Consider the following 22,937-nt stretch of genomic DNA (forward strand, 5'->3'; position numbering starts at 1 on the left):
GGTCATGCTCCCTTCAACAACTGGCGGGCGATCAGCAACTGCTGGATCTGGCTGGTGCCCTCGTAGATCCGCATCAGGCGGACATCGCGATAGAAGCGCTCCACCGCGTATTCGCTCATGTATCCGGCGCCGCCATGCACCTGCACCGCGCGGTCGGCCACGCGGCCGACAGCCTCCGTGGCGAAATACTTGGCGGCGGAAGCCTCGGTACGGGCCGCGCCGGCGTGGTCGTAGAGGGCCGCGGTCTGCTCCACGAGGGCCTTGGATGCCAGGTAGTCGGTGTGGCTATCGGCGATCATCGCCTGGATGAGCTGGTATTCGGCGATCGGCTTGCCGAACTGCTTGCGCTCGCGCGCGAAGGCGATCATCTCCGCGATCAGCCGCCGGCAGGCGCCCGTGGCGAGGGCGGCGATGTGGATTCGGCCGCGATCCAGCACCCGCATGGCGAGGCGAAAACCGCGGCCGGGGGTGGTGCCGATGATGGCGCTCGCCGGCACCCGCACATTGTCGAACATGACGTCGGACGTGGTGGTGCCCCGCTGGCCCATCTTGCGGTCCTTCTTGCCGATGGTGAGGCCGGGGGTGTCGCGGGGGACCAGGAAGGCGGAGATGGCATCGGCGCCCGGCTTGTCGAACTCGGTGCGCGCCATCACGGTGAACAGGCCCGCACGCTGGGCATTGGTGATGTAGCGTTTCGTGCCGTTGATGACGTAATCAGCCCCATCGCGCTCGGCGCGAGTGGTGAGGTTTGCGGGATCGGAACCGGTATCGGGCTCTGTCAGGGCAAAGGCGGAGATGAGTTCGCCGCTGGCGAGCCGGGGCAGATAGGCATGCTTCTGCTCCTCCGTGCCCTCGAAGATGAGGCCGCGCGCGCCGATGCCGATGTTGGTGGCGAGGAGCGAGCGGAACGCCAGCGCCGTGCCGCCGAAAACCATCGCGAGCTGGGTCTCTTGGCGGGCATTGAGGCCGATGCCGCCGTATTCCGGCGGGATGGTCAGGCCAAACAGCCCGAGCTCGCGCATCTCGTCGACGATCTCCTCGGGGATATCGTCCTCGATCTCGACGCGCATCTCATTGGGCACGAGGCGCTCCGCAACGAAGCGTTCGACCGCATCCTTTAGCTGGCCGAATGTCTCGTCGTCGACGGCGGGCGTGGTCATGTGTGGCTTGCTCCCGTGTTACGGATTTCTGGCGCGCGGGCGACGATGCAGGTGCCTTCCACGACGCGCGCGCCGGAGGCGGTCTCGACAAAGATCTCGTAGGTGCCGGTCGCCTCGTCAGTCAGTTTCCCGCCAGCGCGGATCGTGGTTCCCACCGGCACTGGCGCGATGAAGCGCACATCCACGCGGACATCGAAGGGCAAGGTGCCGAAGGTGCGCTCCAGAGCCTCGATCACGAGATTCAGTCCGAGCGTTCCATGGGCGATGGGCCGCCCGAAGCTGGTTTGGGCGGCGAACTCCGGGTCGAGATGAAGGGGATTGAAGTCCCGCGTCACCTCGGCGTATCGGGCGACCGCTTCCGGGCCGGCCACGAGGCTCACAAGTGCAAGCTCGCGCGGCAGCCCGCAATCTTCGAGCGTTTCCATATGGCGTTTCCCTTATCGGCGCTCTTGCGGCGCCCCCTTCACCTGGCCCAGATCGTCCGGATCTCGCCGGCGAGGACCTGCCGGTCGCCCTTCCTGAGCACGACGCCGAAACCAACCCAGCGGCGCGTCTTGCGCATCTCCTTCCACAGGCACGACACCTCGGCGTCCAGGCGATCGCCCGGCTGCACGGGGTCGCCGAAGGCGAGGGTCTGGGCCGCGTGGATGTTGCCGGGAGGCCGGGGGGAAAAGGCCTCCAGGTAAGCCTCCATCATGGCCGCCACGAGCATGCCGGAGGGCAGGCTTCCCTCCGTGCGGGCCCCATAGATGGCCTGCCAGTCGGCGAGGCGCGCGTCGTCGAGCGCAACGGCGTGCCGGCCGAGGGTCTCGCCGGGTTGGAAGCGGTCGAAATCCCAGAGGGGGCCGGCGTCTGTCATCGGGCTTTTCCTCCGCGTGCGTTTCGGGCAGGCCCAACGGCCGCAACGCGCCGCTCCGACTGGCGCAGGCCGATCGAGACCCCGAACAGGGATTCGCTGATGAAGTCCGCCGAATCCCGCAGCGCGGCGCCGAGTTGCTCGATCTGCGCCCGCGTCAGCTGGCCGGCGATGGAGATGCCGCTGATGCCGAGGCGGGGCTTGCCGGAAGGGTCGGTCACGACCGACGCGGCGATCTCCAGTCCCTTAAACAACTGGCCGAGATCGAAGGCGTAGCCGTCGCTCCGGGCCTGCTCCACGTCGCGCAGATAGTCCTCGAAGGTCGGCGGCGATTGCCATTGCAGGGCATCGAACCGCGCCTTCAGCTCGGCGCGCGGCAGGCCGCTCAGCGCCGCATAGCAGCGTCCCACCGCGCCGACGAAGGTGGGCAGCCGCGAGCCATCAGACATGTCCACACGCACGGTCTTCGCCGTCGAAACGCGGTCGATGAGGACGATGCGCTCGCCATCGGTGATCTGCCAAAGGCAGATGAGGCACTTGTGCTCACCCGACAGGCGCGCGAGCTCCGGTCGGATCAGATTGGCCTGATTGGCGCCCAGCAGCGGCAGAGAGAGCTCGAGGATGCCGAGGCCGATGACATAGGTCTTGGTTTCGGGATCGAAGTCCACCAGCCGCTCGCCACAGAGCGTTCGCAGGATGTTGAAGCAGGTGCTGACGCTCACGCCGGCATCGCGCGCAATGACGTTGACGCCTGTCGGGCCGCTCGCCTGCGCCAGGGATCTCAAGATCGAAACCGCGTTGGCCACGGCTCCGACGATTTTTGGCGAGGGGTCTTGATCGGTCGGGTCGCTCATGTATGAATGGCTTTCAGAAATTTGTGAATGTCATTCAAGATAGAGAATGACTAACACGATGAAGCCGGCGATGGGAAGCCCCTTCCGCAGAAATCAAAGGCGGGGAAACGTGACAAAAGAGAAGCATGCCAACGCGCAAACCGCGGAGACGGAAGGGGAGGGGCGTGCGCCGCGCGGGTTGGGCGGCGTGCGTGTTCTGGACCTCGGACGCTACATCGCGGCGCCGTTCTGCGCGGCCATGCTCGCCGATCAAGGGGCCGAGGTGATTCGCATCGAGCCGTCCGCCGGCGCCCCCGATCGGGAGGTGATGCCGGTGGGCGTGCCCGGGCGCGGCGCGCTTTACCTTCAGATGAACCGCAATAAGAAGTCTCTCTCGCTCGATATAGACCAGCCCGAAGGGCGCGCCGCGTTTGAGCGCTTGCTTGCCTCGTCCGACGTGGTGGTCGTCAACCTTCCAGCCGCCGCTCTCAAACGGGCGCGGCTCGACTACGACAGCCTCAAGGCGATCCGGCCCGACATCATTCTGACCACCATCAGCGCCTTCGGTGCCAAGGGCGACAGCCGCGACCGGATCGGCTTCGACGGCACGGGACAGGCGCTCTCCGGGGCGATGTGTCTGACAGGGACGGGCGAACGCCCGCTGCGTGCCGCGGTCTCCTACGTTGACTATGCGACCGGCATCGCAGCGGCGTTCGCGACGCTCGCCGCTCTTCACGAGCGCCTCGCCACCGGGCGCGGCCAGCACGTGGAGGCGTCTCTCCTCGGCACCGCTCTTGCCATGACCAACCCGATGCTGATCGAGGAGGCCCTTGGAGCGCGCAGTCGTGCCGCCATGGGTAACCGCAGCCCGATCGCCGGCCCGTCCGACCTGTTCCGCACCCGGGATGGCTGGGTGATGGTTCAGGTCATCGGCGACGGCATGTTCCGTCGCTGGGCCACCTTCGTCGGGCAGCCGGATCTTGTCGCGGATCCGCGCTTCGCGTCGGACATTTCGCGGGGAGAGAACGGGGAAGCGCTGAGCGCGGTGATGGCCCATTGGTGTGCGTCTCGCTCCTCGGCTGAATGCCTCGCCGCACTGGAGGGCGCGAAGATTCCCGCCTGCAAGGCGCTTTCACCGGCCGAGGCGCTCACCGCTCCGGAGAACACGCAAGGCGGCTTCTTCGCTGAGGAGGCGCTGGCCGGTGGCAAGGCGCCCGTCGTCGCGCACGTGGTTCGTACCGAGGCAGGTCAGGCGACGCCCTTCCGGGCAGCCCCTGAGCTTGGCGCGGATACGGCAGGAATTCTCGCATCTCTTGGATACGGCGCCGAGGAAATCGAGCGCTTGATCGGCCAGCAGCGGGCCGGGATGGACAGCTGAAAAAAAACGGCGCGGACCAAGTCGCGCTTCAATAACGGGAGGAAAACTTATGGCGTCCACGATCAAGACAGTCATGTCGCGTGTCCTCGATACGGCCATGGGCACCGCGATTGTCGCCGCGCTTGGCCTTGTCCCCGGCGCTGGCGCGGCGCGTGCCCAGGAGACCATCAAGCTCGGCCTGTCCCTTCCTCTCTCCGGAACGGGCGCCATCTGGGGCAAGGGCTCGGACTTCATGTGCAAAAAGGCCGCGCAGGAAATCGCGCAGGCCGGCGGCGTGAAGGTGGACGGCAAGACCTACAATTTCGAGTGCATCGCCTATGACAACAAGTACAACGCCGCCGAAGGCACCAAGGTGGCGCAGACCCTGCTCAACCGCGAAGGGGTGAAGTTCATCGGCGGCAGCCTGGGCACCGCGCCGGTGCAGGCGCTTCAGTCCCTCAGCGAGCGGCAGGGCGTGGTTCTCTTCACCACAGCGTGGGGCCCGAGCATCAAGGGCCCGAAGTTCCCGCTCACCTTCACCCAGATGAACACCCCGTTCGAAATCCTGCCGCCCCTCATCCGCTACATCCATGAGGCCAATCCGCAGGCGAAATCCATCGTCATGCTCAATCCCAACGACGCCACCGGTCGCGATACGGAAGGCGTTGCCAAGAAGGTCTGGACGGAGACCGGCGTTAAAGTGCTGTCGAGCGACTTCTACGAGCGCGGCACCACCGAATTCCAGCCCATCGCAGCGCGCATCGCCTCCCTCAAGCCCGACATCGTCGACCTCGGCGCCATGCCCCCGGCCGATGCCGGAGCGGTTCTGAAGGAGCTGGATGTGCTGGGCTGGAAGGGCGTCAAGGTGGTTGAGGTCGGCACCGGCATCGACGGCCTGAAGGCCACCGGCGGCAATGCCATCGAGGGGGTCTACATGGGCGCCGCGGTATCGCTCGATGGCGACACGGCGACCGCCAAGCAGAAGGCGGTGAACGAGGAAGCGCGGGTCGCCATCGGCGAATCCCTCAACGCCATCCAGATCGGCTTCTACGATGCGGTCTACGCGTTGAAGGCGGCTATGGAGAAGGCGAAGTCGGTGGATGCCAAGGCTGTGGGCGCGGCCATGCCGGAGGTCACTTTCACGTCCTTCTACGGCACGCCCGTCGATTTCTACGGACTCGACACCTATGGCTCGCGCCAGCAGATGCGCCTGCCGGTGATCATCACGCAGGTGCAGGACGGCAAGCTGGTCGAGCGCTCGCGTATCGTCCCTGGGACCAAATGAGGCGTCTCCGCCTTCGGCCGCTGGGCTGGAGGCGGCATCCTGTCCCGCAACGGCGAACTGTACCGGGCCGACCCTCCGCCCCACGAAAGCACTCCTGCAGATGCAAACCGCCATACAACTCATTCTGACGAGCCTGCAGATCGGCGCCGTCTATATCCTGTTCTCGCTTGGCCTGACGCTGATCTTCGGTGTCATGCGGATCGTGAACTTTGCGCATGGCCACCTCTTCGCCGTGTCGGCGCTGGTGGTGGCGTCCACCGTTCCGTGGCTCGTCGGAGCGGGGTTCCCGATCCTGTCCGCCTATCTGCTCGGGGCGGTCGCCGGCGTCGCGGTAGCGCTTGCGGTTGGTCTCGTGATGTATGTGGGCGGCTTCCGCTTCTTCCAGCGTGATCTCGTCGGCTCGTTCATCCTGTCCATCGGCCTGGTGCTGCTGCTGGACGGGGTTCTGCTGAGGACATTCGGCGGCGCCGTGCGGCCGGTGCCGGACATCATTCCCGGCACGGTTACGGTGCTCGGCGCCGCGATCACCAGCCAGCGTCTGGCCCTGTGCGTGGCGGCCATCGCCGTGACCGGACTTCTGTACTGGGCACTGACGCACACCAAGCTCGGCAAGGCGCTGCGGGCGGTTTCCATCGATCACGAGGCGGCCATGCTCCAGGGCATCCCCTACAATCGCATGGCCCTGGCCGGCTTCATGATCGCTACGGTGCTCGCGGCGCTCGCCGGCGTGCTGATTGCGCCCGTCACCATCGTATCGCCGGCGATCGGCGCGGATTACCTCATCAAGGGGTTCATCGCGGTGATCGTCGGCGGCCTCGGCAGCGTGCCGGGCGCCATACTCGGCGGGCTGTTCGTTGCCGCCATCGAGACCGTGGGCGGGTTCTATTTCGATCCCAGCTCCGCGACCATCGCCATTTTCGTTCTCGTCATCGCCGTGCTCCTGGTGCGGCCGAAGGGACTTCTCGGTCATGGATGATCTGAAGCTGCCCTACTGGGCCGCAGGCATCGCCCTTGTGCTCGCCGCGACCCTCATGGTGCGCGACGCCTACATCGCCAGCGTGATCAACCTCATCGCCATCGCCGCCCTCACCGCCGTAAGCCTGCGCTTCGTGATGTTGATGGGCGAGCTCAACTTCGCCACAGCGGCCTTCGTCGGCATTGGCGCCTATACCACGGGGGCGGCCGTCACCATCCTGGAATGGCCCTTCCTGGTGGCGATCCTCGCCGGCGGGCTCATGGCCGGCCTCGTGTCGATCGCCTTTGGCTACGTGACGCTCCGCACCAAGGGGCCCTACTTCCTGCTCATCGGCTTCGCCTTCACCGAGGCGGTACGCATCCTCTATTCGAAGAGCACCGTGCTCGGCGGCACATCCGGAATGATCGGCATCTTTCCGCCGGTTGCGCTGGATGCCTGGATGCCGACGGTCATCGTCGGCATCTCGTGCATCGTCATCCTCGCGCTCTACGTGCTGGAGCGGTCGGATTTCGGCAAGATCCTCACCGCGATCCGGGACAACGAGAATGTGGCCCGCACCGTCGGCCTCAACATCCTCCTGGTGAAGATCGCCTGCTTCGCGGCGGCTTCGATGGCAGCCGGCGTCGCCGGAAGCCTGCACGCCTACGCCAACAACGTCATCAGCCCCGGCGATTTCAGCTTCCTGGTCGCCGCCTTCGCCCTCGCCTACGTGAAAGTTGGCGGGGAGGACAACATCGTCGGTCCTTTGGTCGGATCAGTGCTGCTGGTCATCCTCGGGAGCTACGCCCTCGGTCTCGGGGGCGACGAGCACATCTTCTATGGGGCGGCGATTACGCTCGCCGTCCTGCTGCTCCCGCATGGCATCACCGGCCTCCTCTCCGGCCGGCGTGGCCGCTCCGCGGCGAAGGGCCACTGAGATGGATCAGAGCCAGCAGCCGCTCCTTGCCACCCGCGGCCTCACCCGCCGGTTCGGTGGCCTCGTCGCGGTCTCGAACCTCGACCTGGAGATCAGGCCGAAGGAAATCCTCGGGCTCATCGGTCCCAACGGCGCCGGCAAGAGCACGACGTTCAACCTCATCAGCGGCTTCTACAAGCCGTCCGCGGGTGAGTTGTTCGTGTTCGGGGAGAACTGCACGGGCAAATCAGCTCTTGCGATCAGCCGCCTCGGTCTGGTGCGCACCTTTCAGCATGGCAGCTTTATGCGCAGCATGAGCGTCGCCGACAACATCCTGCTCGGCACGATCCACGGCGTGAAAGGGGCCTCCGCCCGCCGCAAGCGGGTCGCGGAGACGGCGGCCATGCTCGGGCTGACGCCCTTCCTTGCGGATGAGGCCGGAAACCTGCCGCACGGGTTGCAGCGCCTCGTCTCCATCGGCATCGCGTTTGCCGCCCGTCCGCGCCTCCTGTGCCTGGACGAGCCGCTCACTGGCCTCAACCAGACCGAGGTCGCCAACACGCTCGGCGTGCTCCAGCGCATCCGCGACGAGTTCGGCTGCTCGGTGCTGCTGGTGGAGCACAACATGAAGGCGGTGATGCGGGTGTGTGACCGCATCGTCGTTCTGCATCACGGCCAGCACCTCGCCACAGGCACGCCAAGCGAGATCCGCGCCGACAAGCGGGTGATCGAAGCCTATCTGGGGCAACGCCATGACCACTGAAAGCCCGGCAATCCTGGCCCTGGACGTCCGCGGTCTGTCGGCGAGCTATGGCGTCGTGCCGGCGCTGCGCGACGTGGACATCAACCTCAGGTCCGGGGAGATCGTCACGCTGATTGGCGCCAACGGCGCGGGCAAATCGACGCTGATCAAGGCCATCTGCGGCCTGGTGCGCCCCACGGCGGGTAGCGTGCGCCTGTTCGGGGAGGAGGTCACCGGCCTTTCGCCGGACCGGATGGTTCGCAAGGGACTGAGCGTCGTGCCCGAGGGCCGGCGGCTGTTCCCTGAGATGACCATGCTGGAGAATCTGGAGTTGGGCGCATTCGCGCGCGCTGACGCCGCGGCCGTGAAGCGGGACCTTGAACGCGTGATCTCCCTGTTCCCGGAGCTCAGGGATCGCCTCGCCACCCATGCCGGCACGTTCAGCGGCGGCCAGCAGCAAATGATAGCGGTGGCGCGCGCGCTGATGAGCGCGCCACGTGTCCTCCTGCTCGACGAGCCGACCATCGGTCTCGCCCCGGCCGTGGTGGATCGCATCGCCGACATCGTGACGCAGATCGCGCAGAGTGGCGTCAACATCCTGCTCGTGGAGCAGAATGCCGAGACGGCGCTCTCCATCGCCGATCGCGCCTACATCCTCGAAGGCGGGGCGATCACCGCCGAGGACAGCGCACGAGCGCTCGCCGCGAGCCCGGACGTCCAGCGCGCTTATCTGGGAATATGACCATGGCGATGGATCACGATGACATCTGGAACCCGACCCCGGGCCATGTGGAGCGCGCGCAGGTCACGGCCCTGGCGCGGCAGCTTGGCGTGGAGGGCATCGACGCGCTCTACGACCTGTCGCTCGCCGAGCCGGACCGCTACTGGCGCGCGGTGAACGACTTCTGCGGCATTCGCTGGAGCCGGCCCTACGAGCGCTACTGCAACGTCACGCGCGGGGCACCCTTCCCGTCCTGGTTTGTCGGCGGCGAGTTGAACTGGGTCGATACCATCATCGACAATGTCGAGGCAGCCGAACGGCTGGCCATCGTGGCTGAAAGCGAGGACGGCAGCGTTCGCGCCGTCACCTATCGCGAGTTGGGCACGGAGGTCCGCAATTTCGCAGCTGGTTTGACCCGGCTCGGGTTCGGGCGCGGCGACCGCATCGGCCTGTTGATGGAGAACGGCATCGAGGCCTCGGTCTCACTCCTCGCCATCGTCTACATCGGCGCGATCGTGGTGCCTCTGTTCAGCGGCTTCGGCTCGGACGCGGTCGTGGCGCGGCTCCAGTCCTGCGACGCGCGGGCGCTCATCGCCACGTCTGGCTTTCAGCGGCGCGGTCGTTTCGTCTCCACCGCCTCGACCCTCGCTGCCGTGCGCGACGCGCTGCCGGACCTGGCGTTCATCCTCAAGCGCTCTTCTGAGGATCGCGCAGCAGCCATGCCCGATGCTCAGGACTGGCACGCGTTGGCGGCCCCGGGCGAGGAGGCTCCCCCGTCCGCGCGCATGACTGCCAACGATCCCTTCATGGTGATCTTCACGTCGGGCACGACGGGCAAGCCCAAGGGTGCCGTCCATGTTCACGGCGGCTTTCCTATCAAGATTGCTCACGACGCCGCGGTGCATTTTGATGTCGCGCCTGGCGACGTATTCTGCTGGCCGGCGGACATGGGCTGGATCGCTGGATCGCTGGTCCTGAGCTCAGCGCTTCTGCGGGGCGCGACGCTGGTCTGCTATGACGGCGCACCGGACTTTCCGGACTGGTCGCGCATGGGCCGCATCATCGAGCGACACCGCGTTACGCACTTCGGTTCGGCGCCGACCCTCATCCGCGGCCTCGCGGCCAACGAGGCGGTCAGCACCGTGCCCAGCCTGTCCTCTCTCCGCCTTCTGATAACCGCGGGTGAAAGCATCGCGCCCGAGCATTTCATCTGGTTCGAGCGGATGTTCGGCGGCGGCGCCTGCCCGCTCATCAATTACACCGGCGGCACCGAAGTCTCGGGCGGCCTGCTCTCCAGCGTCGTGACGCGGCCGATCCTGCCCGCTGCCATGAACACACGCTCGCCGGGCGTGGCGCTGGACGTGCTCGATCCGGACGGTCATCCGGTAACCGGAGCCGTGGGTGAGCTCGCAATCCTCGCCCCGTTTGTCGGTATGACCGCGAGCTTCTGGCACGACGATGCCCGCTATCTGGAAACGTATTGGAACACGGTTCCGGGTGTCTGGATTCACGGCGACCTCGCGATGCGGACGCAGGACGGGCACTTCTTCCTCCTCGGCCGCTCCGACGACACCATCAAGGTCGCGGGCAAGCGAGTCGGACCGGCCGAGGTGGAGGAAATCCTGGTAGAGATTGACGGCGTGGTGGAAGCCGCCGTCATCGGCGCGAGCGATCCGGTGAAAGGCCAGGCGATCATCGCCTTTCTGACCTGCGACGGGGCGGCGAGCGACATCCGCGCCGTGGCGGCGGCACGGATTCAAGAGCGTCTGGGTCGACCGTTCGCGCCGCGGGCGGTCTTCGTGGTGCCGCAACTGCCGAAGACCCGCAGTTCCAAGATCATGCGGCGGGTCATCCGCTCCGTGTATTCCGGCGCGCCCGCTGGCGACCTCAGCTCGCTCGTCAATCCAGAGGCCATCGCGGATATCGAGCGGATCTTGCGCGAGGCCTGAGCGCAAAGCGGCTGCCCGCCGTTGCGGCCCGGCCGCGCCCGGGGGACGACATGAACGAAAAAGGCTTCGGCGAATCCAATCCGACCGATGCCGAAGGGAGAGAACGCACATGGATCTTCAGTTGCGCGGCAAGACCGTTCTGATCACCGGGGCCTCCCAGGGGATCGGCGCGGGGCTGGCCGAGGTGTTCGCGGAGGAGGGGTGCAACCTCCATCTCGTCGCCCGATCGGCCGACAAGTTGGCGACGCTGGCGGCCCGTCTGCGCGAAGCCCATGGCGTCGCCGCCACGATCCATGAGCAGGACATTGCCGCCCCGGGCGCGGCCGAAGCCATCGCGGCCGGGGCGGGCCAGGTGGACGTGCTCGTCAACAACGCCGGCGCCATTCCTGGCGGCGACCTCTGGGAGGTGGATGCCGAGCGCTGGCGGACCGGCTGGGAGGTCAAGGTCCTCGGCTACATCGACTTGTGCCGCGCCTGCTATGCGAAGATGAAGGCGGCCGGCGGGGGCGTCATCCTCAACAATATCGGCAACGGCGGCGAGAATTTCGATTTCCGCTACATCGCGGGCTCGACCGGCAACGCGGCCCTGATGGCCTTCACGCGCTCGCTCGGGGGCCGCAGCCTCGAGGACGGGATCCGCGTCGTCGGCATCAATCCCGGACCGGTGGCCACGGATCGCATCTTCAACATCATGAAGAAGCGTGCCCGTGAGCAATGGGGCGACGAGAGCCGTTATACGGAGCTTCTTGCCGCCTATCCCCTCGGTCGCGCCGCCCACGTGCGGGAAGTGGCGGACCTCTTCGCTTTCCTCGCCTCGCCGCGTTCGGCCTACACGTCCGGCACCATCATGACGATCGACGGCGGCCTCACCTCCCGCCGATCCATCTGACGCCCGCGCGGCATCCGGAGGCACCATGACCATCGAAACCTATTCCGCCTTTCCCTCCCTCCTCGTGGATCGGCCGGCGCCCGGCGTGCTGCGGATCACGTTGAACCAGCCGGAGACGCTGAATGCGCTCGGCGCCGACGCCCATCGCGAACTGGTGGACATCTGGCGCGTCGTCGACAGGGACCGCGACACGCTCGCCGTTCTCCTTCGCGCCAATGGCCGCTCGTTCTCGGCGGGTGGGTCGTTCGAGATGGTGGATGCCCTGACGCGCAGCTTCGAGGAGCGCGCCAACATGTGGCGGGAGGCGCGCGACCTCGTCTACAACATCATCAACTGCTCGAAGCCCATCGTCTCTGCTGTGCAGGGCGCAGCCGTCGGCGCTGGGCTGGCCGCGGCACTCATCTGCGATATCCCCGTCGTCACCAAGACCGCCAAACTGGTGGATGGCCATGTGCGCCTCGGTGTGGCTGCCGGCGACCATGCCGCCATCATATGGCCGCTGCTCTGCGGGATGGCTAAGGCCAAGTACCACCTGCTGCTCAACGAGCCGGTGACCGGCGAGATGGCGGAGCGCATGGGCCTCGTCGCCCTTGCGGTGGAGGAGGACGAACTACAGGAAAAGGCACTCGCCATCGCGGTCCGCCTCGCCGAGGGCGCGCCTGCCGCCGTCCAGTGGACCAAATATTCGCTCAACAACTGGCTCCGCATGATGGGCCCGACCTTCGACGCTTCGCTCGCGCTTGAGATGCTGGGCTTCTCCGGTCCCGACCCGCAAGAAGGCCTCGCCTCCTTCCGCGAGAAGCGGCCGCCGAACTTTCCGCGCAAGGGGCCCTTCTGAGATGGCGACCGCCCCCTTCGAGCGTCTGCTGAGCCCGCTCGCCCTCGGCCACGTCACGCTGCGCAATCGCATCGCCATGATGCCGCACGCCGTGATGTTCGGGGGTGGCTACGGCTCGGCCATCGATCGCACGATCGCCTACCATGTGGAGCGGGCGAAGGGCGGCGCGGGCCTCATCGTCATGTCCAACTTCCTGATGCCGGCGTCCTGGCGCCGGCTCGCCACATGGGGCGGGTCGCTGGAAACCTCGCCCTTGGGCGGTCTCGACCTCGCCAACGACGCGTCTCTCCAGCCGCACTACCGGCGGATGATCGACGCCATCAAGGCGGAAGGGGCGTGTTTCGTCTCCCAGCTCAATATAAGTGGACGACAGCTGCGCTCGCCCGGCACAACGCAGTACGGCGTGCCCCTGCTGGCTCCGTCACCTTTGCCCTGCCCGCGCACCGGGGAAATCCCCAAGGAGATGACCGAGGCGGACATCGCCGAGTACGCCGCGACGATGGCGGAAGCGGCGCTGAACCTGAAGGCGGCCGGAGCCGACGGGGTCGAGCTGTTCGCCGCCCAGGGCTACCTGCTGCACGAGTTCCTCTCCCCCGCCACCAACACGCGCGGGGACCGCTATGGCGGCCCGCTTGAAAACCGCATGCGCTTCCTGCTGGAAGGCCTCGCCGCCATCCGCGCCGCGGCGGGGCCTCACTTCCTCATCGGGGCCCGCATCAATGGCCGCGACGATGTTCCCGGCGGGCTGACGCCGCAGGACGCGATCGCGGTGGCGGTCCGGCTCAGGGACGAGGGGATCAGCTATCTGAATGTGAGCGGCCTCACCTCCCTGCACTATCCCGGCTGGATCGCCGACATCTCGGCCCCGGAAGCGCAGTTCGCGCAGGAGGCCGGGGTGATCCGGTCGGCGACGGCGGGGGCGCCGGTTTGCGTCAGCTCGCGCATCGCCACGCCCGAGGCGGCGGAGGCCGTGCTGGCGGCGGGGCAGGCGGACTTCATCGGTATGGCCCGTGCCCTGATCTCAGACCCCGAACTGCCTCTGAAGGCCGCACGCGGGGACACCAAGGCCATCCGCGTGTGCACCTACTCCAACCAGTCGTGCATCGTTGGGCTGGACCGCGGTCGGGGCGTTGGGTGCATCCACAACCCCGCCGTGGGGCGCGAGGCGCAGATCGGCATCGGGCGTATGCGGCCGGCCGAACGGTCGAAGCGCGTCGCGGTGGTCGGCGGCGGACCGGCGGGCCTCGCCGCTGCCCGCGTCGCGGCCGAGCGCGGGCATCAAGTCACTCTCATCGAGCGGACGGCGCGACTCGGCGGCCAGAACCTGATGACCAGCGCCATCGCCTCGCGCCGCGGCTTCGCCGAGATCCACCGCTGGCAGATCGAGATGCTGAAGCGGCTTCGCGTTGAGATTCGCCTCTCCACGACGGCCGACCGCAAACTGATCGAACGCGAGGGCTTCGAGGCGGTCGTCGTGGCCACCGGTTCGCTCCCCAGGCGGGACGGCTACACTTCGCTCCGCCCCGGCGCGGACGGCATCGCCGGCGCAGACCTCCCCCATGTCCGGACGGTGTGGGACGCCTTCGAGGCGCCGGAGCGCTTCGCGGGACCGGTCGTCGTCGTGGAAGACGATCCCCACCTTTCCGGCACCGCCGCCGCCGAGATGCTGGCGGCGCGCGGGCTGAAGGTCACCATCGTCACCCCCCACATGCACGCCGGCGCCGATCTGCCGGTGCACCATGCGCCCTCCCTCTACCGCAAGCTCTCTACCCTGGGGGTCGAGGTGGTGCCCGCAACGTTCGTTACGGCGATCAGGCCCGGCCATCTGGTGTGCGAAGCTCGGTTCGGCGGGGCGGAGCGGCAGATCGCCCATGACGGCGAGGTGATCCTCGCGATGGGCAATCGTGCTGATGACGCGTTGGCCCGTGCGTTCGCTGGAAGCGGCGTCGAACTGCATGTGATCGGAGACGCCCTGGCCCCCCGACAGGCGGATATCGCCATCCTCGATGGCGAGCGCGCCGGGTGGATGCTCTGAAGGAGACTTCCATGGCAAGGCTTGACGGGAAGGTTGCGTTCATCACCGGTGCCGCGGGCGGCATCGGCCGCGAGACCTGCGCGCGCTACATCGCCGAAGGCGCGCGGGTGGCGGCGATCGACGTCGACGCTGGGGCCCTCGACGAAGTGCTTCTCCATGCGGGCGCGGGCGAGCATGGCCTCGCTATCGTCTGCGACATCACTGATCCGCAGCAGGTAAAGGCCGCGGTCGCGAAGACCGTCGCGCGCTTCGGACGGCTCGATGTGCTGTGCAATATCGCCGGCGGCTCGAGCGCGGCCGATGCACGGGTGACGGACGCTCCCGACGAGGAGTTCTGGCGCGTGATCCGTCTCGACCTCTACGGCACCTTCCTGTGCTGCAAACACGCTATCCCCGAGATGGTGCACGCTGGCGGGGGGGCGGTGATCAACCTGTCCTCCATGGTGGCGCTGATGGCCCTGCCCGAACGCGACTGCTACACCGCCGCCAAGGGCGGGGTGGCGGCCATGACCCGCTCCATGGCCGTCGAATACGCCGCCGACCGCATCCGCGTGAACGCCATCGCGCCCGGCCTCGTTCTCACCCCCCGCGTGGAGGGGCTCATGGAGACCCGCGAGGAGTTGCGGCGGCTCGCCGGCCGGCACCTCCTCGGCCTCTGCGTGCCGGCCGACATCGCCGGCATGGCGGTCTATCTCGGCAGCGACGATGCCCGCGTGGTCACCGGACAGGTGCTGTCCGTGGACAGCGGTGTCACCATTTCCTGAGGCAAACCATGATCAGATCCATTGCTGTCATAGGGGTCGGCGCCATGGGTGCGCCGATGGCCATGAACATTCACAAGGCGGGGTTTGAGCTCACCGTCTGCGATCGCAGCAAGGATTCGCTCACTCCCTTCTCCGAGCGCGGCGTGCGCTGCGTGGAAGAGGCGCGCGATTGCGCCAGCAGCGATGTGGTGATCGTGCTGGTGGCGACACCCCAGCAGGCCCGCGCGGTGGTGCTCGGTGAGCAGGGGCTGCGTTCCGGGCTCGAAGGGCACAAACCCATGGTCGTGATGATGGGCACCATCGCGCCCGAGACCATGCGGGAGCTGGCGCACGAGTTGGATCCTCTTGGACTGCGCATCGTCGATGCGCCCGTCAGCGGCGGCCCGGTGAAGGCCAAGGCGGGAACCCTCGCCATCATGATGGGCGGGGCGGCTGAGGACGTGGAGCGGCTGCGACCGCTGATGCTGGCCATGGGCCCGAACATCTTCCACTGCGGGCCCCTGGGCACCGGGCAGGCCACCAAGATCGTCAACAATCTCGTCGGCATCACCACGCTGATGGTCGCCGCCGAGGCCTATCGCATCGCCGGCGACAATGGAATCCGCCTGCCTGACGCGATTCCGGTGTTCGAGGCCGGCTCCGGCCGCAACTTCTTCACGGCGCACCCGAAAGATGCCCCGGAAGCCTATACGGCATGGACATCGACCCGCGCCGATTTCGATTCTATCCAGTCGATCCTGCGCAAGGACATCGACCTCGCGCTGGCCATCGGCGCGGGGTCCGGCGAGCTGCCCTTCACCAAAGCCCTCCGCGCGCTGCTCGAGAGCATCGGCGACGAAACGTTCGAAACCTGGCGCGCCGTCGCGGCCGCGCCCCGTCAGTCCTGAGGACACCATGCAGCAGCACGATCATTCCGATATCCGCGAGGCCGTCGCCAGGCTGTGCGCCGGCTTTCCCGGCGAATACTGGCGCAAGCTCGACCGCGAGATGGCCTATCCCACGGAATTCGTCTCGGCGCTGACTGAGAGCGGATTTCTCTCGGCGCTGATCCCGGAGGAATACGGTGGCGCCGGCCTGCCGCTTTCCGCCGCCGCCGTCATCATGGAGGAGATCCAGCGCCAGGGCTGCAACGGCGCCGCCTGCCACGCGCAGATGTACGTGATGGGCACGGTGCTGCGTCACGGCTCTGCGGAGCAGAAGCAGCGCTACCTGCCCAAGGTCGCCTCGGGCGAGTTGCGCCTTCAGGCCTTCGGCGTCACCGAACCCACCAGCGGCACCGACACCACCGCGCTGCGCACCACCGCCCGCCGCGAGGGCGACCATTATGTGGTGAACGGCCAGAAGATCTGGACGAGCCGCGCGGCGCAGTCCGATCTCATGCTGCTGCTCGCTCGTACGAGCCCCCGGGATCAGGTGGCCAAAAGGACGGACGGGCTCTCGGTGTTCATCCTCGACATGCGGGATGCGCTGAAGGCAGGGCTGACCATCCGCCCCATCCGCACCATGATGAACCATGCCACCACCGAGGTTTTCTTCGACAATGTGAAGGTGCCGGTGGAGAATCTCGTGGGCGAGGAGGGCAAGGGCTTTCGCTATATTCTCTCCGGCATGAACGCCGAGCGCATCCTGATCGCCTCCGAGTGCGTCGGCGATGCCAAATGGTTCATCGACAAGGCATCGGCCTATGCGAAGGAGCGGCACGTGTTCGGCCGTCCGATCGGCCAGAACCAGGGCATCCAGTTTCCCATCGCAAAGGCCTACGCCAACATGCGCGCCGCCGAGCTGATGGTGCGCGAGGCGATCCGCCTCTACGAGGCCGGCGCCAATCCCGGTGCTGAAGCCAACATGGCCAAGATGCTCGCTGCCGACGCCTCCTTCGAGGCGGCCAATGCCTGCATCCAGACCCATGGCGGCTTCGGCTTCGCCGAGGAATATGATGTGGAGCGCAAGTTCCGCGAGACGCGTCTCTACCAGGTGGCGCCCATCTCCACCAACCTCATCCTGTCCTATCTGGCCGAGCATGTACTTGGCATGCCGAGGTCCTACTGATGGCAGCCCCTGACCGTCTTGCGCTGGACGTGGATCACCTGAAGTCGTGGATCGGCCGGGAGGACGTCGCCACTGACATTGTGGGCGAGGATCTGGCGCGCAAGTATCACGCCATGTTCGATGCGCCCGGCGCCCCGCCCACGCACGGAGGGGTGCTGCCGCGCCTCATCCACTTCTGCCTTGCCCAGCCAGCCGTGCCCACCGCGGGCCTCGGCGTGGACGGCCATCCGGCCCGCGGCGGCTTCCTGCCCCCGGTGCCGCTGCCCCGGCGCATGTGGGCGGGTGGGGCGCTGACATTCCACGGAGATCTGAGGGTCGGGGATGTCGTGAGGCGCACGTCCCGCATTTCCGACGTGTCGCTGAAGGACGGGCGCACCGGGCCGCTGTGCTTTGTCACGGTCGAGCACCGCTTGGAAGCGAATGGCATCCTGATGATCGAGGAGCGGCAGGACATCGTCTATCGAGAAGCCGAATCCGGCGCGACGGGCAAGGTGCCCACGCCCGCCGAGCAGGGGGCATTTGTAAAGCCCGTGACCGCCGGTACGCCCCTGCTGTTCCGCTATTCGGCGCTGACCTTCAACGCCCATCGAATCCATTACGACCGGCCCTACGCGACAGGGGTCGAAGGCTATCCCGCGCTTGTCGTCCAGGGGCCGATGCAGGCCGCCCTGCTTTGCACCTATGCCGCAGAGCTCCGGGGAAGCCCGCCCGCGCGCTTCAGCTTCCGTGGCCTCTCCCCGCTGTTCGACACGGACACCTTCGCGCTGCACGCGACAGCCGATGCGGACGGACTGAAGTTGTGGACGGCGCGCGGAGGCGGCCCGGTCGCAATGATTGCGGAGGCCGCATGGTGACTCGGCCAGTGCTCCCGTTCGCCATCCCGCTGTTCGTCCCGGCCGATCGACCGGAGCGGTTCGAAAAGGCGGCCGCCGCCGGCGCCGACGCCGTGATCCTCGATCTCGAGGACGCGGTTGCCGCCGACGCCAAGGACGCGGCGCGCGCCGCCCTTCGCTCGGGCTTCGGCTCGGTTCCGATCATCGTGCGTGTCAACGGGCTTGGCACGCCCTGGCATGCTGCGGACATGGCGGCACTTGCCGGGCACGGCTTTGCGGCGGTCATGGTGCCCAAAGCGGAGGCGGGTGAGCCTTTCTCGTCGCTCTGCGGGGCCTCACCCGTTCCCGTGGTCGCTTTGGTGGAAAGCGCGCGGGGCCTCGCCGACGCCCGACGCATCGCCGAAACGTCGAATGTCACCCGCCTGGCATTCGGGAGCATCGATTTCTGCGCCGATATCGGCTGCATGCACACCCGCGATGCGCTGCTCGTGGCGCGCAGCGAACTGGTGCTCGCGTCCCGCCTCGCCGGTCTCGTCGCACCGGTGGACGGGGTGACGACGAGCATCGGGGATGCCGGCGCGATCTCGGCCGACGCACGGCATGCGCTGGATCTCGGCTTCGGCGGAAAGCTCGCCATCCATCCCCGCCAGATCGTCCCGATCCGCGCCGGTCTGGCGCCGGACGAGGCCGAGATCGCCTGGGCGCGAAAGGTTCTCGCCAGCGGGGACGGCGCGGCCGCCGTGGATGGCGCCATGGTGGACGAGCCCGTCCGGATCCGTGCGCGGACCATCCTTAGTCGGCAGATGGAGCCGCCGCCCGGGGGCCTTATTCGTCAAGCAAAGGACGATTGCCATGAAGATCCTGGTGCCCGTTAAGCGGGTGGTGGATTACAACGTGAAGGTCCGGGTGAAGTCGGACGGCTCGGGTGTCGAGCTTGCGAACGTGAAGATGTCGATGAACCCGTTCGACGAGATCGCCGTCGAGGAGGCCCTGCGGCTGAAGGAAGCGGGCAAGGCGACCGAGGTGATCGCGGTGTCCATCGGCCCGGCCCAGGCGTCCGAGACCATCCGCACCGCGCTGGCCATGGGCGCCGACCGCGGCATCCTGGTGAAGGTGGACGGCGTGGTGGAGCCCCTCGCGGTGGCCAAGATCCTCAAGGGCGTGGTGGGCGAGGAAGCCCCCGGCCTCGTCATCCTCGGCAAGCAGGCCATCGACGACGACTGCAACCAGACCGGGCAGATGCTCGCCGCGCTGCTCAACTGGCCGCAGGGCACCTTCGCCTCCAAGGTCGCCCTCGAGGAGGGCGGCGTCGCCGTCACCCGCGAGATCGACGGCGGCCTGCAGACCGTGAAGCTCTCCGGCCCGGCCGTCGTCACGACGGACCTGCGCCTCAACGAGCCGCGCTACGCCTCGCTGCCCAACATCATGAAGGCCAAGAAGAAGCCCATCGCCGAGAAGACCGCGGCGGACTACGGGGTCGACGTGGCGCCGCGCCTCACGGTGCTGTCGACGGCCGAGCCGGCCGGCCGCAAGGCGGGCGTGAAGGTGGGCTCGGTGGCCGAGCTGGTGGCGAAGCTCAAGGACGAGGCGGGGGTGATCTGATGGCCGTTCTGCTCATTGCCGAACACGACGATTCGGCCCTCAACGGCGTCACCGCCAAGGCGCTGACCGCCGCCGCCGCCATCGGCGGGCCGGTGCACGTGCTGGTGGCCGGCAAGGATGCCAGGGCCGTCGCCGATGCCGCGGCGAAGCTCTCCGGCGTCGAGAAGGTGCTGCTCGCCGACGACGCGCTCTATGCCCACCGGCTCGCCGAGCCGCTGGCGGCGCTGATCGTGTCGCTGGCGCCGGCCTACGACGCCATCGTCGGCCCCTCCACCGCCATGGTGAAGAACGTGCTGCCGCGCGTCGCCGCTCTGCTGGACGTGATGCAGGTGTCCGACATCACCAAGGTGGTGGCGCCGGACACGTTCGAGCGGCCCATCTATGCCGGCAACGCGCTGCAGACGGTGAAGTCCGGCGACGCGAAGAAGGTGGTCACGGTGCGCACCGCGTCCTTCGCGGCGACGCCCGAGGGCGGCTCCGCCGCGGTGGAGAGCGTGGGTGCGGCGGCCGATCCGGCGCTCTCGGCTTTCCTGGAGGAGAGCATCGCCGCCTCGGACCGTCCCGAGCTGACCGGGGCGAAGATCATCGTCTCCGGCGGCCGCGCGGTGGGCTCGCGGGAGAAGTTCGCGGAACTGATCGAGCCGCTCGCCGACGTGCTCGGCGCGGCGGTGGGCGCTTCGCGCGCCGCGGTGGATGCGGGCTACGCGCCGAACGACTGGCAGGTGGGCCAGACCGGCAAGGTGGTGGCCCCGGAGCTCTACATCGCGCTGGGCATCTCCGGCGCCATCCAGCATCTCGCCGGCATGAAGGACTCCAAGGTCATCGTCGCCGTCAACAAGGACGAGGAGGCCCCCATCTTCCAGGTGGCCGACTACGGCCTCGTCGGCGACATCAATACCGTCATCCCGGAATTGAAGGCGGAACTCGCCAAGGTGAAGGGCTGAGCTTTGCCAGTCCTCCAGCCGCCGCCCGCGCTCCGCCCTCTCACGCCATGGAACACCTCATTCCGAAGACCAGCCGGCGACCTATCGAGATGCAGCCGTTTGATCCCGAACGGGATGGACTGAGCTTTCACGCTTTCCCTGCATGATCCACGATAGAATATGACCCGATAAGCCTTCAGCGATCTGCAGGCGCATCTTCAAATGGTTCGCCTGCGCCGTGTTGGCCCAAGGCACGCTCACTACGTGCGCAAGGGAGCGGAAGAAGCCGACAGACAAATGCCCGCACGCCTTCCCGCTGAGGTAACGCATTTCTTCGATGGTGCCCTCCATGGTGCGCAGCATCTCGCGCGCATGGCGCGCAAGCGGCAGTCTGGCATCCGCTAGGTAAAATACCGCGTACACCGCGAACCAGTAGCTCGACATCCAGCTGCTTCTTAAGTTTGGCCGCCGCCTCCGACAAGGTGGGTTGGGCCAATCCCCGCAACGTGGCGGCGCTCGAGATCGCTCCGGTTTCCGCAACGGCTTAAAAGTAGCTGAGCTGACGCAGTTCCGCTCGATGCATCTGCCTGCCATGAGCAAGGCGCCAAAGCGCGGACCCCCGCAGGCGGCATATCGCGAGACCCCGTCTTCCCGCACGATCATTGCTGCCCCAGTCACGCAGGGATTACTCGCCGTCCGGAGAGGTTATTCATTGCGGCTATATGGAGCCGCGATGATTCACTCAGCCAAGGATGCAAGATAGCCATAGATACTATTATTCACGGCGAACGCGTGATGCGCCTGGAATGGCGCGATTTCTCCGCTTCTCAATCTGGCCCTTGTCGAGCCGATGCCGGGTGCCGCGCGCTGCTCAACGGGGCGCCATTGGCTGCGCAAAGTTTGGGCTTGGGAAGCCGTAATTGTTATAGCAATTATAACAAATGTTACATCCGGGCGGCTGGCGCGTCGGCGGGATCTGGCCCGCAAACGCCCGTCGTTCCGGGCATATGCAATACAGCCGCTTCAACGGAGAGCGTCATGTCGACTGCGAGATACTGGACCATGTGCGCCGCAGTCCTTGCGGCGGCCTTTGCCGCAACAGCGCCTGGTGCCCAGGCGGCTGGCGATCCGATCAAGATCGGGGCGAGCATTTCGCTGACCACGGATTTTGCGCTGGGCGGCGTTCAACAGAAGGGCGGTATCGAGCTTGCCGTGGAGGAGGCCAACGCTGCGGGTGGCGTGCCGCTCAAGGGCGGCAATCGCAAGGTGGAAGTGGTGTATGGAGACAACGCCATGTCGCCGACCACGGCGATCAATGCGCTCAATCGCGTCCTGTCCGACAGTCCGTCTGCGGTACTGCTCAGCATCCGCGGAACCCACGTGCTGCCGCAACTCCCGTTGTTGCAGAAGGCCAAGGTTCCGGGCCTGACCCTGACCGGCGTGATGAAGGTCACCAAGCAAAACAATCCCTTCATCTTCCGCTTTTTCCCCCATGACGGCATGAACAAGCCGCCGCTGATCAGGTATGTGGTCGAGAAGGCGGGCAAGAAGCGCGTGGGCGTGTTCTATTCGGCCGAGGATTACGGAACAAGTGGCCGGGACGAGACGATTGCGACGCTGAAGTCGCTGGGCCTCGAACCTGTCGCGGTGGAGTCCCACCAGCCCACCGACAAGGATTTTTCCGCGCAGCTCGCCAAGTTCAAGGATGCGGGGGCCGACATTATCTTCCTGCAGACGTTCCAGGTGCCCTCTGCGCTGATCCTGAAGCAGGCGCGCGAGCTCGGCCTCAACATTCCGTTCGCCCTCAGTTCGCAGTCCGTGGCGGGATCGGCGCTGAAACTGGTGGAGGCCGCGGATATCGAGGGCGCCTATGCCGAAACACCCGTGCTCGATCCGATCTTCAACAAAAATCCTGAAGTGCAGAAGTGGGCGCAGAAATTCGAGAAGCGCTTCGGCTTCGTACCGGACTATCAGGCGCTGCTCGACTACGACGCGACCGGCATGTTGCTCAAGACCATTGCCACCTACGGACCCGAGCCCGAGGCCATCGCCGCCGGACTGCACACGATCAAGTATGAGGGCCTGAGCAGCCCCTATCAGTCCGACAAAGAGGGCAACATGATGCACACGGTCTCCATCGTTCAGATCCGCGATTTGAAGCAGATCGAGCTGGAGCGCGCAGAGAGCCCCCTCAGGGCCGGAGAGTGAACGCAAGAGACAGGGATGCGGC

Annotated in this window: 23 protein-coding genes; 18 read left to right on the top strand and 5 right to left on the bottom strand. The window is 66.8% G+C overall.

What is annotated here, in order from left to right:
- Positions 1-2 precede the first annotated feature (2 nt).
- From ABLE93_RS18400 to ABLE93_RS18415, 4 genes are read right to left on the bottom strand one after another with little or no spacing between them, the layout of a single operon-like run.
- Entirely contained in the window at positions 3-1,160 is a 1,158-nt protein-coding gene (locus ABLE93_RS18400; protein WP_348841314.1) for an acyl-CoA dehydrogenase family protein, read from the bottom strand.
- Positions 1,157-1,585 (bottom strand): MaoC family dehydratase, encoded by a 429-nt coding sequence (locus ABLE93_RS18405; RefSeq protein WP_348841315.1) that lies wholly within the window; start codon positions 1,583-1,585, stop codon positions 1,157-1,159. The genes ABLE93_RS18400 and ABLE93_RS18405 overlap by 4 nt, the downstream gene beginning before the upstream one ends.
- 38 nt (positions 1,586-1,623) lie before the next feature.
- Complete coding sequence (locus ABLE93_RS18410) at positions 1,624-2,019, bottom strand: MaoC family dehydratase (protein ID WP_348841316.1); 396 nt, start codon at positions 2,017-2,019, stop codon at positions 1,624-1,626.
- Positions 2,016-2,870, bottom strand: coding sequence for an IclR family transcriptional regulator (locus ABLE93_RS18415; protein ID WP_348841317.1), 855 nt, complete (start codon positions 2,868-2,870; stop codon positions 2,016-2,018). Before ABLE93_RS18415 ends, ABLE93_RS18410 begins: the two co-directional genes overlap by 4 nt.
- 109 nt (positions 2,871-2,979) lie before the next feature.
- Here ABLE93_RS18415 and ABLE93_RS18420 point away from each other — a divergent pair, with 109 nt between their 5' ends.
- The 17 genes from ABLE93_RS18420 (at position 2,980) to ABLE93_RS18500 (ending at position 20,728) form a co-directional block, all read left to right on the top strand.
- Positions 2,980-4,227 carry a CaiB/BaiF CoA transferase family protein gene (locus ABLE93_RS18420; protein WP_348841318.1) on the top strand — a complete coding sequence of 416 codons (1,248 nt, stop codon included), beginning with the start codon at positions 2,980-2,982 and terminating at the stop codon, positions 4,225-4,227.
- A 49-nt stretch (positions 4,228-4,276) separates the two neighbouring features.
- Positions 4,277-5,491 (top strand): ABC transporter substrate-binding protein, encoded by a 1,215-nt coding sequence (locus ABLE93_RS18425; protein ID WP_348841319.1) that lies wholly within the window; start codon positions 4,277-4,279, stop codon positions 5,489-5,491.
- A gap of 100 nt (positions 5,492-5,591) precedes the next feature.
- On the top strand, positions 5,592-6,467 hold the full coding sequence (locus tag ABLE93_RS18430; protein ID WP_348841320.1) for a branched-chain amino acid ABC transporter permease: 876 nt from the start codon (positions 5,592-5,594) through the stop codon (positions 6,465-6,467).
- Positions 6,460-7,383 carry a branched-chain amino acid ABC transporter permease gene (locus ABLE93_RS18435; protein ID WP_348841321.1) on the top strand — a complete coding sequence of 308 codons (924 nt, stop codon included), beginning with the start codon at positions 6,460-6,462 and terminating at the stop codon, positions 7,381-7,383. The genes ABLE93_RS18430 and ABLE93_RS18435 overlap by 8 nt, the downstream gene beginning before the upstream one ends.
- 1 nt (position 7,384) lies before the next feature.
- Positions 7,385-8,125 (top strand): ABC transporter ATP-binding protein, encoded by a 741-nt coding sequence (locus ABLE93_RS18440; RefSeq protein ID WP_348841322.1) that lies wholly within the window; start codon positions 7,385-7,387, stop codon positions 8,123-8,125.
- Entirely contained in the window at positions 8,115-8,846 is a 732-nt protein-coding gene (locus ABLE93_RS18445; RefSeq protein ID WP_348841323.1) for an ABC transporter ATP-binding protein, read from the top strand. The genes ABLE93_RS18440 and ABLE93_RS18445 overlap by 11 nt, the downstream gene beginning before the upstream one ends.
- Positions 8,847-8,848: 2 nt before the next feature.
- Entirely contained in the window at positions 8,849-10,774 is a 1,926-nt protein-coding gene (locus tag ABLE93_RS18450) for an AMP-binding protein (protein ID WP_348841324.1), read from the top strand.
- Positions 10,775-10,883: 109 nt separating this feature from the next.
- Positions 10,884-11,663, top strand: a complete 780-nt coding sequence (locus tag ABLE93_RS18455) for an SDR family oxidoreductase (RefSeq protein WP_348841325.1) — start codon at positions 10,884-10,886, stop codon at positions 11,661-11,663.
- Positions 11,664-11,688: 25 nt separating this feature from the next.
- Positions 11,689-12,501, top strand: coding sequence for an enoyl-CoA hydratase/isomerase family protein (locus ABLE93_RS18460; protein WP_348841327.1), 813 nt, complete (start codon positions 11,689-11,691; stop codon positions 12,499-12,501).
- A gap of 1 nt (position 12,502) precedes the next feature.
- Positions 12,503-14,536 carry an FAD-dependent oxidoreductase gene (locus ABLE93_RS18465; protein WP_348841328.1) on the top strand — a complete coding sequence of 678 codons (2,034 nt, stop codon included), beginning with the start codon at positions 12,503-12,505 and terminating at the stop codon, positions 14,534-14,536.
- An 11-nt stretch (positions 14,537-14,547) separates the two neighbouring features.
- Positions 14,548-15,300: an SDR family NAD(P)-dependent oxidoreductase gene (locus ABLE93_RS18470; RefSeq protein WP_348841329.1), complete on the top strand. Its 753-nt coding sequence runs from the start codon at positions 14,548-14,550 to the stop codon at positions 15,298-15,300.
- 8 nt (positions 15,301-15,308) lie between these two features.
- On the top strand, positions 15,309-16,187 hold the full coding sequence (locus ABLE93_RS18475) for an NAD(P)-dependent oxidoreductase (RefSeq protein WP_348841330.1): 879 nt from the start codon (positions 15,309-15,311) through the stop codon (positions 16,185-16,187).
- Positions 16,188-16,194: 7 nt separating this feature from the next.
- Positions 16,195-17,349, top strand: a complete 1,155-nt coding sequence (locus ABLE93_RS18480) for an acyl-CoA dehydrogenase family protein (protein ID WP_348841331.1) — start codon at positions 16,195-16,197, stop codon at positions 17,347-17,349.
- Positions 17,349-18,203 carry an HTD2 family dehydratase gene (locus tag ABLE93_RS18485; RefSeq protein ID WP_348841332.1) on the top strand — a complete coding sequence of 285 codons (855 nt, stop codon included), beginning with the start codon at positions 17,349-17,351 and terminating at the stop codon, positions 18,201-18,203. The genes ABLE93_RS18480 and ABLE93_RS18485 overlap by 1 nt, the downstream gene beginning before the upstream one ends.
- Positions 18,197-19,057 (top strand): HpcH/HpaI aldolase/citrate lyase family protein, encoded by an 861-nt coding sequence (locus ABLE93_RS18490; protein WP_348841347.1) that lies wholly within the window; start codon positions 18,197-18,199, stop codon positions 19,055-19,057. The genes ABLE93_RS18485 and ABLE93_RS18490 overlap by 7 nt, the downstream gene beginning before the upstream one ends.
- A complete protein-coding gene (locus ABLE93_RS18495) occupies positions 19,035-19,784 on the top strand; it encodes an electron transfer flavoprotein subunit beta/FixA family protein (RefSeq protein ID WP_348839906.1) in 750 nt (249 codons plus the stop codon). The genes ABLE93_RS18490 and ABLE93_RS18495 overlap by 23 nt, the downstream gene beginning before the upstream one ends.
- On the top strand, positions 19,784-20,728 hold the full coding sequence (locus tag ABLE93_RS18500; protein ID WP_348841333.1) for an electron transfer flavoprotein subunit alpha/FixB family protein: 945 nt from the start codon (positions 19,784-19,786) through the stop codon (positions 20,726-20,728). Before ABLE93_RS18495 ends, ABLE93_RS18500 begins: the two co-directional genes overlap by 1 nt.
- Positions 20,729-20,809: 81 nt before the next feature.
- On the opposite strand, the gene ABLE93_RS18505 is transcribed toward ABLE93_RS18500, so the two are convergent.
- A complete protein-coding gene (locus ABLE93_RS18505; protein ID WP_348841334.1) occupies positions 20,810-21,151 on the bottom strand; it encodes a type 2 periplasmic-binding domain-containing protein in 342 nt (113 codons plus the stop codon).
- 618 nt (positions 21,152-21,769) lie between these two features.
- Between ABLE93_RS18505 and ABLE93_RS18510 the strand changes: the two genes are divergently transcribed.
- The gene (locus ABLE93_RS18510; protein ID WP_348841335.1) at positions 21,770-22,915 is read left to right on the top strand and encodes an ABC transporter substrate-binding protein; all 1,146 of its coding nucleotides are present in this window, start codon (positions 21,770-21,772) and stop codon (positions 22,913-22,915) included.
- The last annotated feature ends 22 nt before the right edge of the window (positions 22,916-22,937 follow it).

Source organism: Xanthobacter pollutisoli, assembly GCF_040044995.1.
Classification (GTDB): Bacteria; Pseudomonadota; Alphaproteobacteria; order Rhizobiales; family Xanthobacteraceae; genus Xanthobacter.

Excerpts from the sequence above, each read along its gene's own strand:
- ABLE93_RS18450 (WP_348841324.1), top strand. The coding sequence starts at position 8,849 with ATGGCGATGGATCACGATGACATCTGGAACCCGACCCCGGGCCATGTG.
- ABLE93_RS18495 (WP_348839906.1), top strand. The coding sequence starts at position 19,035 with ATGAAGATCCTGGTGCCCGTTAAGCGGGTGGTGGATTACAACGTGAAG.
- ABLE93_RS18415 (WP_348841317.1), bottom strand. The coding sequence starts at position 2,870 with ATGAGCGACCCGACCGATCAAGACCCCTCGCCAAAAATCGTCGGAGCC.
- ABLE93_RS18465 (WP_348841328.1), top strand. The coding sequence starts at position 12,503 with ATGGCGACCGCCCCCTTCGAGCGTCTGCTGAGCCCGCTCGCCCTCGGC.
- ABLE93_RS18435 (WP_348841321.1), top strand. The coding sequence starts at position 6,460 with ATGGATGATCTGAAGCTGCCCTACTGGGCCGCAGGCATCGCCCTTGTG.
- ABLE93_RS18400 (WP_348841314.1), bottom strand. The coding sequence starts at position 1,160 with ATGACCACGCCCGCCGTCGACGACGAGACATTCGGCCAGCTAAAGGAT.
- ABLE93_RS18430 (WP_348841320.1), top strand. The coding sequence starts at position 5,592 with ATGCAAACCGCCATACAACTCATTCTGACGAGCCTGCAGATCGGCGCC.
- ABLE93_RS18490 (WP_348841347.1), top strand. The coding sequence starts at position 18,197 with ATGGTGACTCGGCCAGTGCTCCCGTTCGCCATCCCGCTGTTCGTCCCG.
- ABLE93_RS18500 (WP_348841333.1), top strand. The coding sequence starts at position 19,784 with ATGGCCGTTCTGCTCATTGCCGAACACGACGATTCGGCCCTCAACGGC.
- ABLE93_RS18470 (WP_348841329.1), top strand. The coding sequence starts at position 14,548 with ATGGCAAGGCTTGACGGGAAGGTTGCGTTCATCACCGGTGCCGCGGGC.
- ABLE93_RS18455 (WP_348841325.1), top strand. The coding sequence starts at position 10,884 with ATGGATCTTCAGTTGCGCGGCAAGACCGTTCTGATCACCGGGGCCTCC.
- ABLE93_RS18510 (WP_348841335.1), top strand. The coding sequence starts at position 21,770 with ATGTGCGCCGCAGTCCTTGCGGCGGCCTTTGCCGCAACAGCGCCTGGT.
- ABLE93_RS18445 (WP_348841323.1), top strand. The coding sequence starts at position 8,115 with ATGACCACTGAAAGCCCGGCAATCCTGGCCCTGGACGTCCGCGGTCTG.
- ABLE93_RS18440 (WP_348841322.1), top strand. The coding sequence starts at position 7,385 with ATGGATCAGAGCCAGCAGCCGCTCCTTGCCACCCGCGGCCTCACCCGC.
- ABLE93_RS18480 (WP_348841331.1), top strand. The coding sequence starts at position 16,195 with ATGCAGCAGCACGATCATTCCGATATCCGCGAGGCCGTCGCCAGGCTG.
- ABLE93_RS18475 (WP_348841330.1), top strand. The coding sequence starts at position 15,309 with ATGATCAGATCCATTGCTGTCATAGGGGTCGGCGCCATGGGTGCGCCG.
- ABLE93_RS18405 (WP_348841315.1), bottom strand. The coding sequence starts at position 1,585 with ATGGAAACGCTCGAAGATTGCGGGCTGCCGCGCGAGCTTGCACTTGTG.
- ABLE93_RS18505 (WP_348841334.1), bottom strand. The coding sequence starts at position 21,151 with ATGTCGAGCTACTGGTTCGCGGTGTACGCGGTATTTTACCTAGCGGAT.
- ABLE93_RS18485 (WP_348841332.1), top strand. The coding sequence starts at position 17,349 with ATGGCAGCCCCTGACCGTCTTGCGCTGGACGTGGATCACCTGAAGTCG.
- ABLE93_RS18460 (WP_348841327.1), top strand. The coding sequence starts at position 11,689 with ATGACCATCGAAACCTATTCCGCCTTTCCCTCCCTCCTCGTGGATCGG.
- ABLE93_RS18410 (WP_348841316.1), bottom strand. The coding sequence starts at position 2,019 with ATGACAGACGCCGGCCCCCTCTGGGATTTCGACCGCTTCCAACCCGGC.
- ABLE93_RS18425 (WP_348841319.1), top strand. The coding sequence starts at position 4,277 with ATGGCGTCCACGATCAAGACAGTCATGTCGCGTGTCCTCGATACGGCC.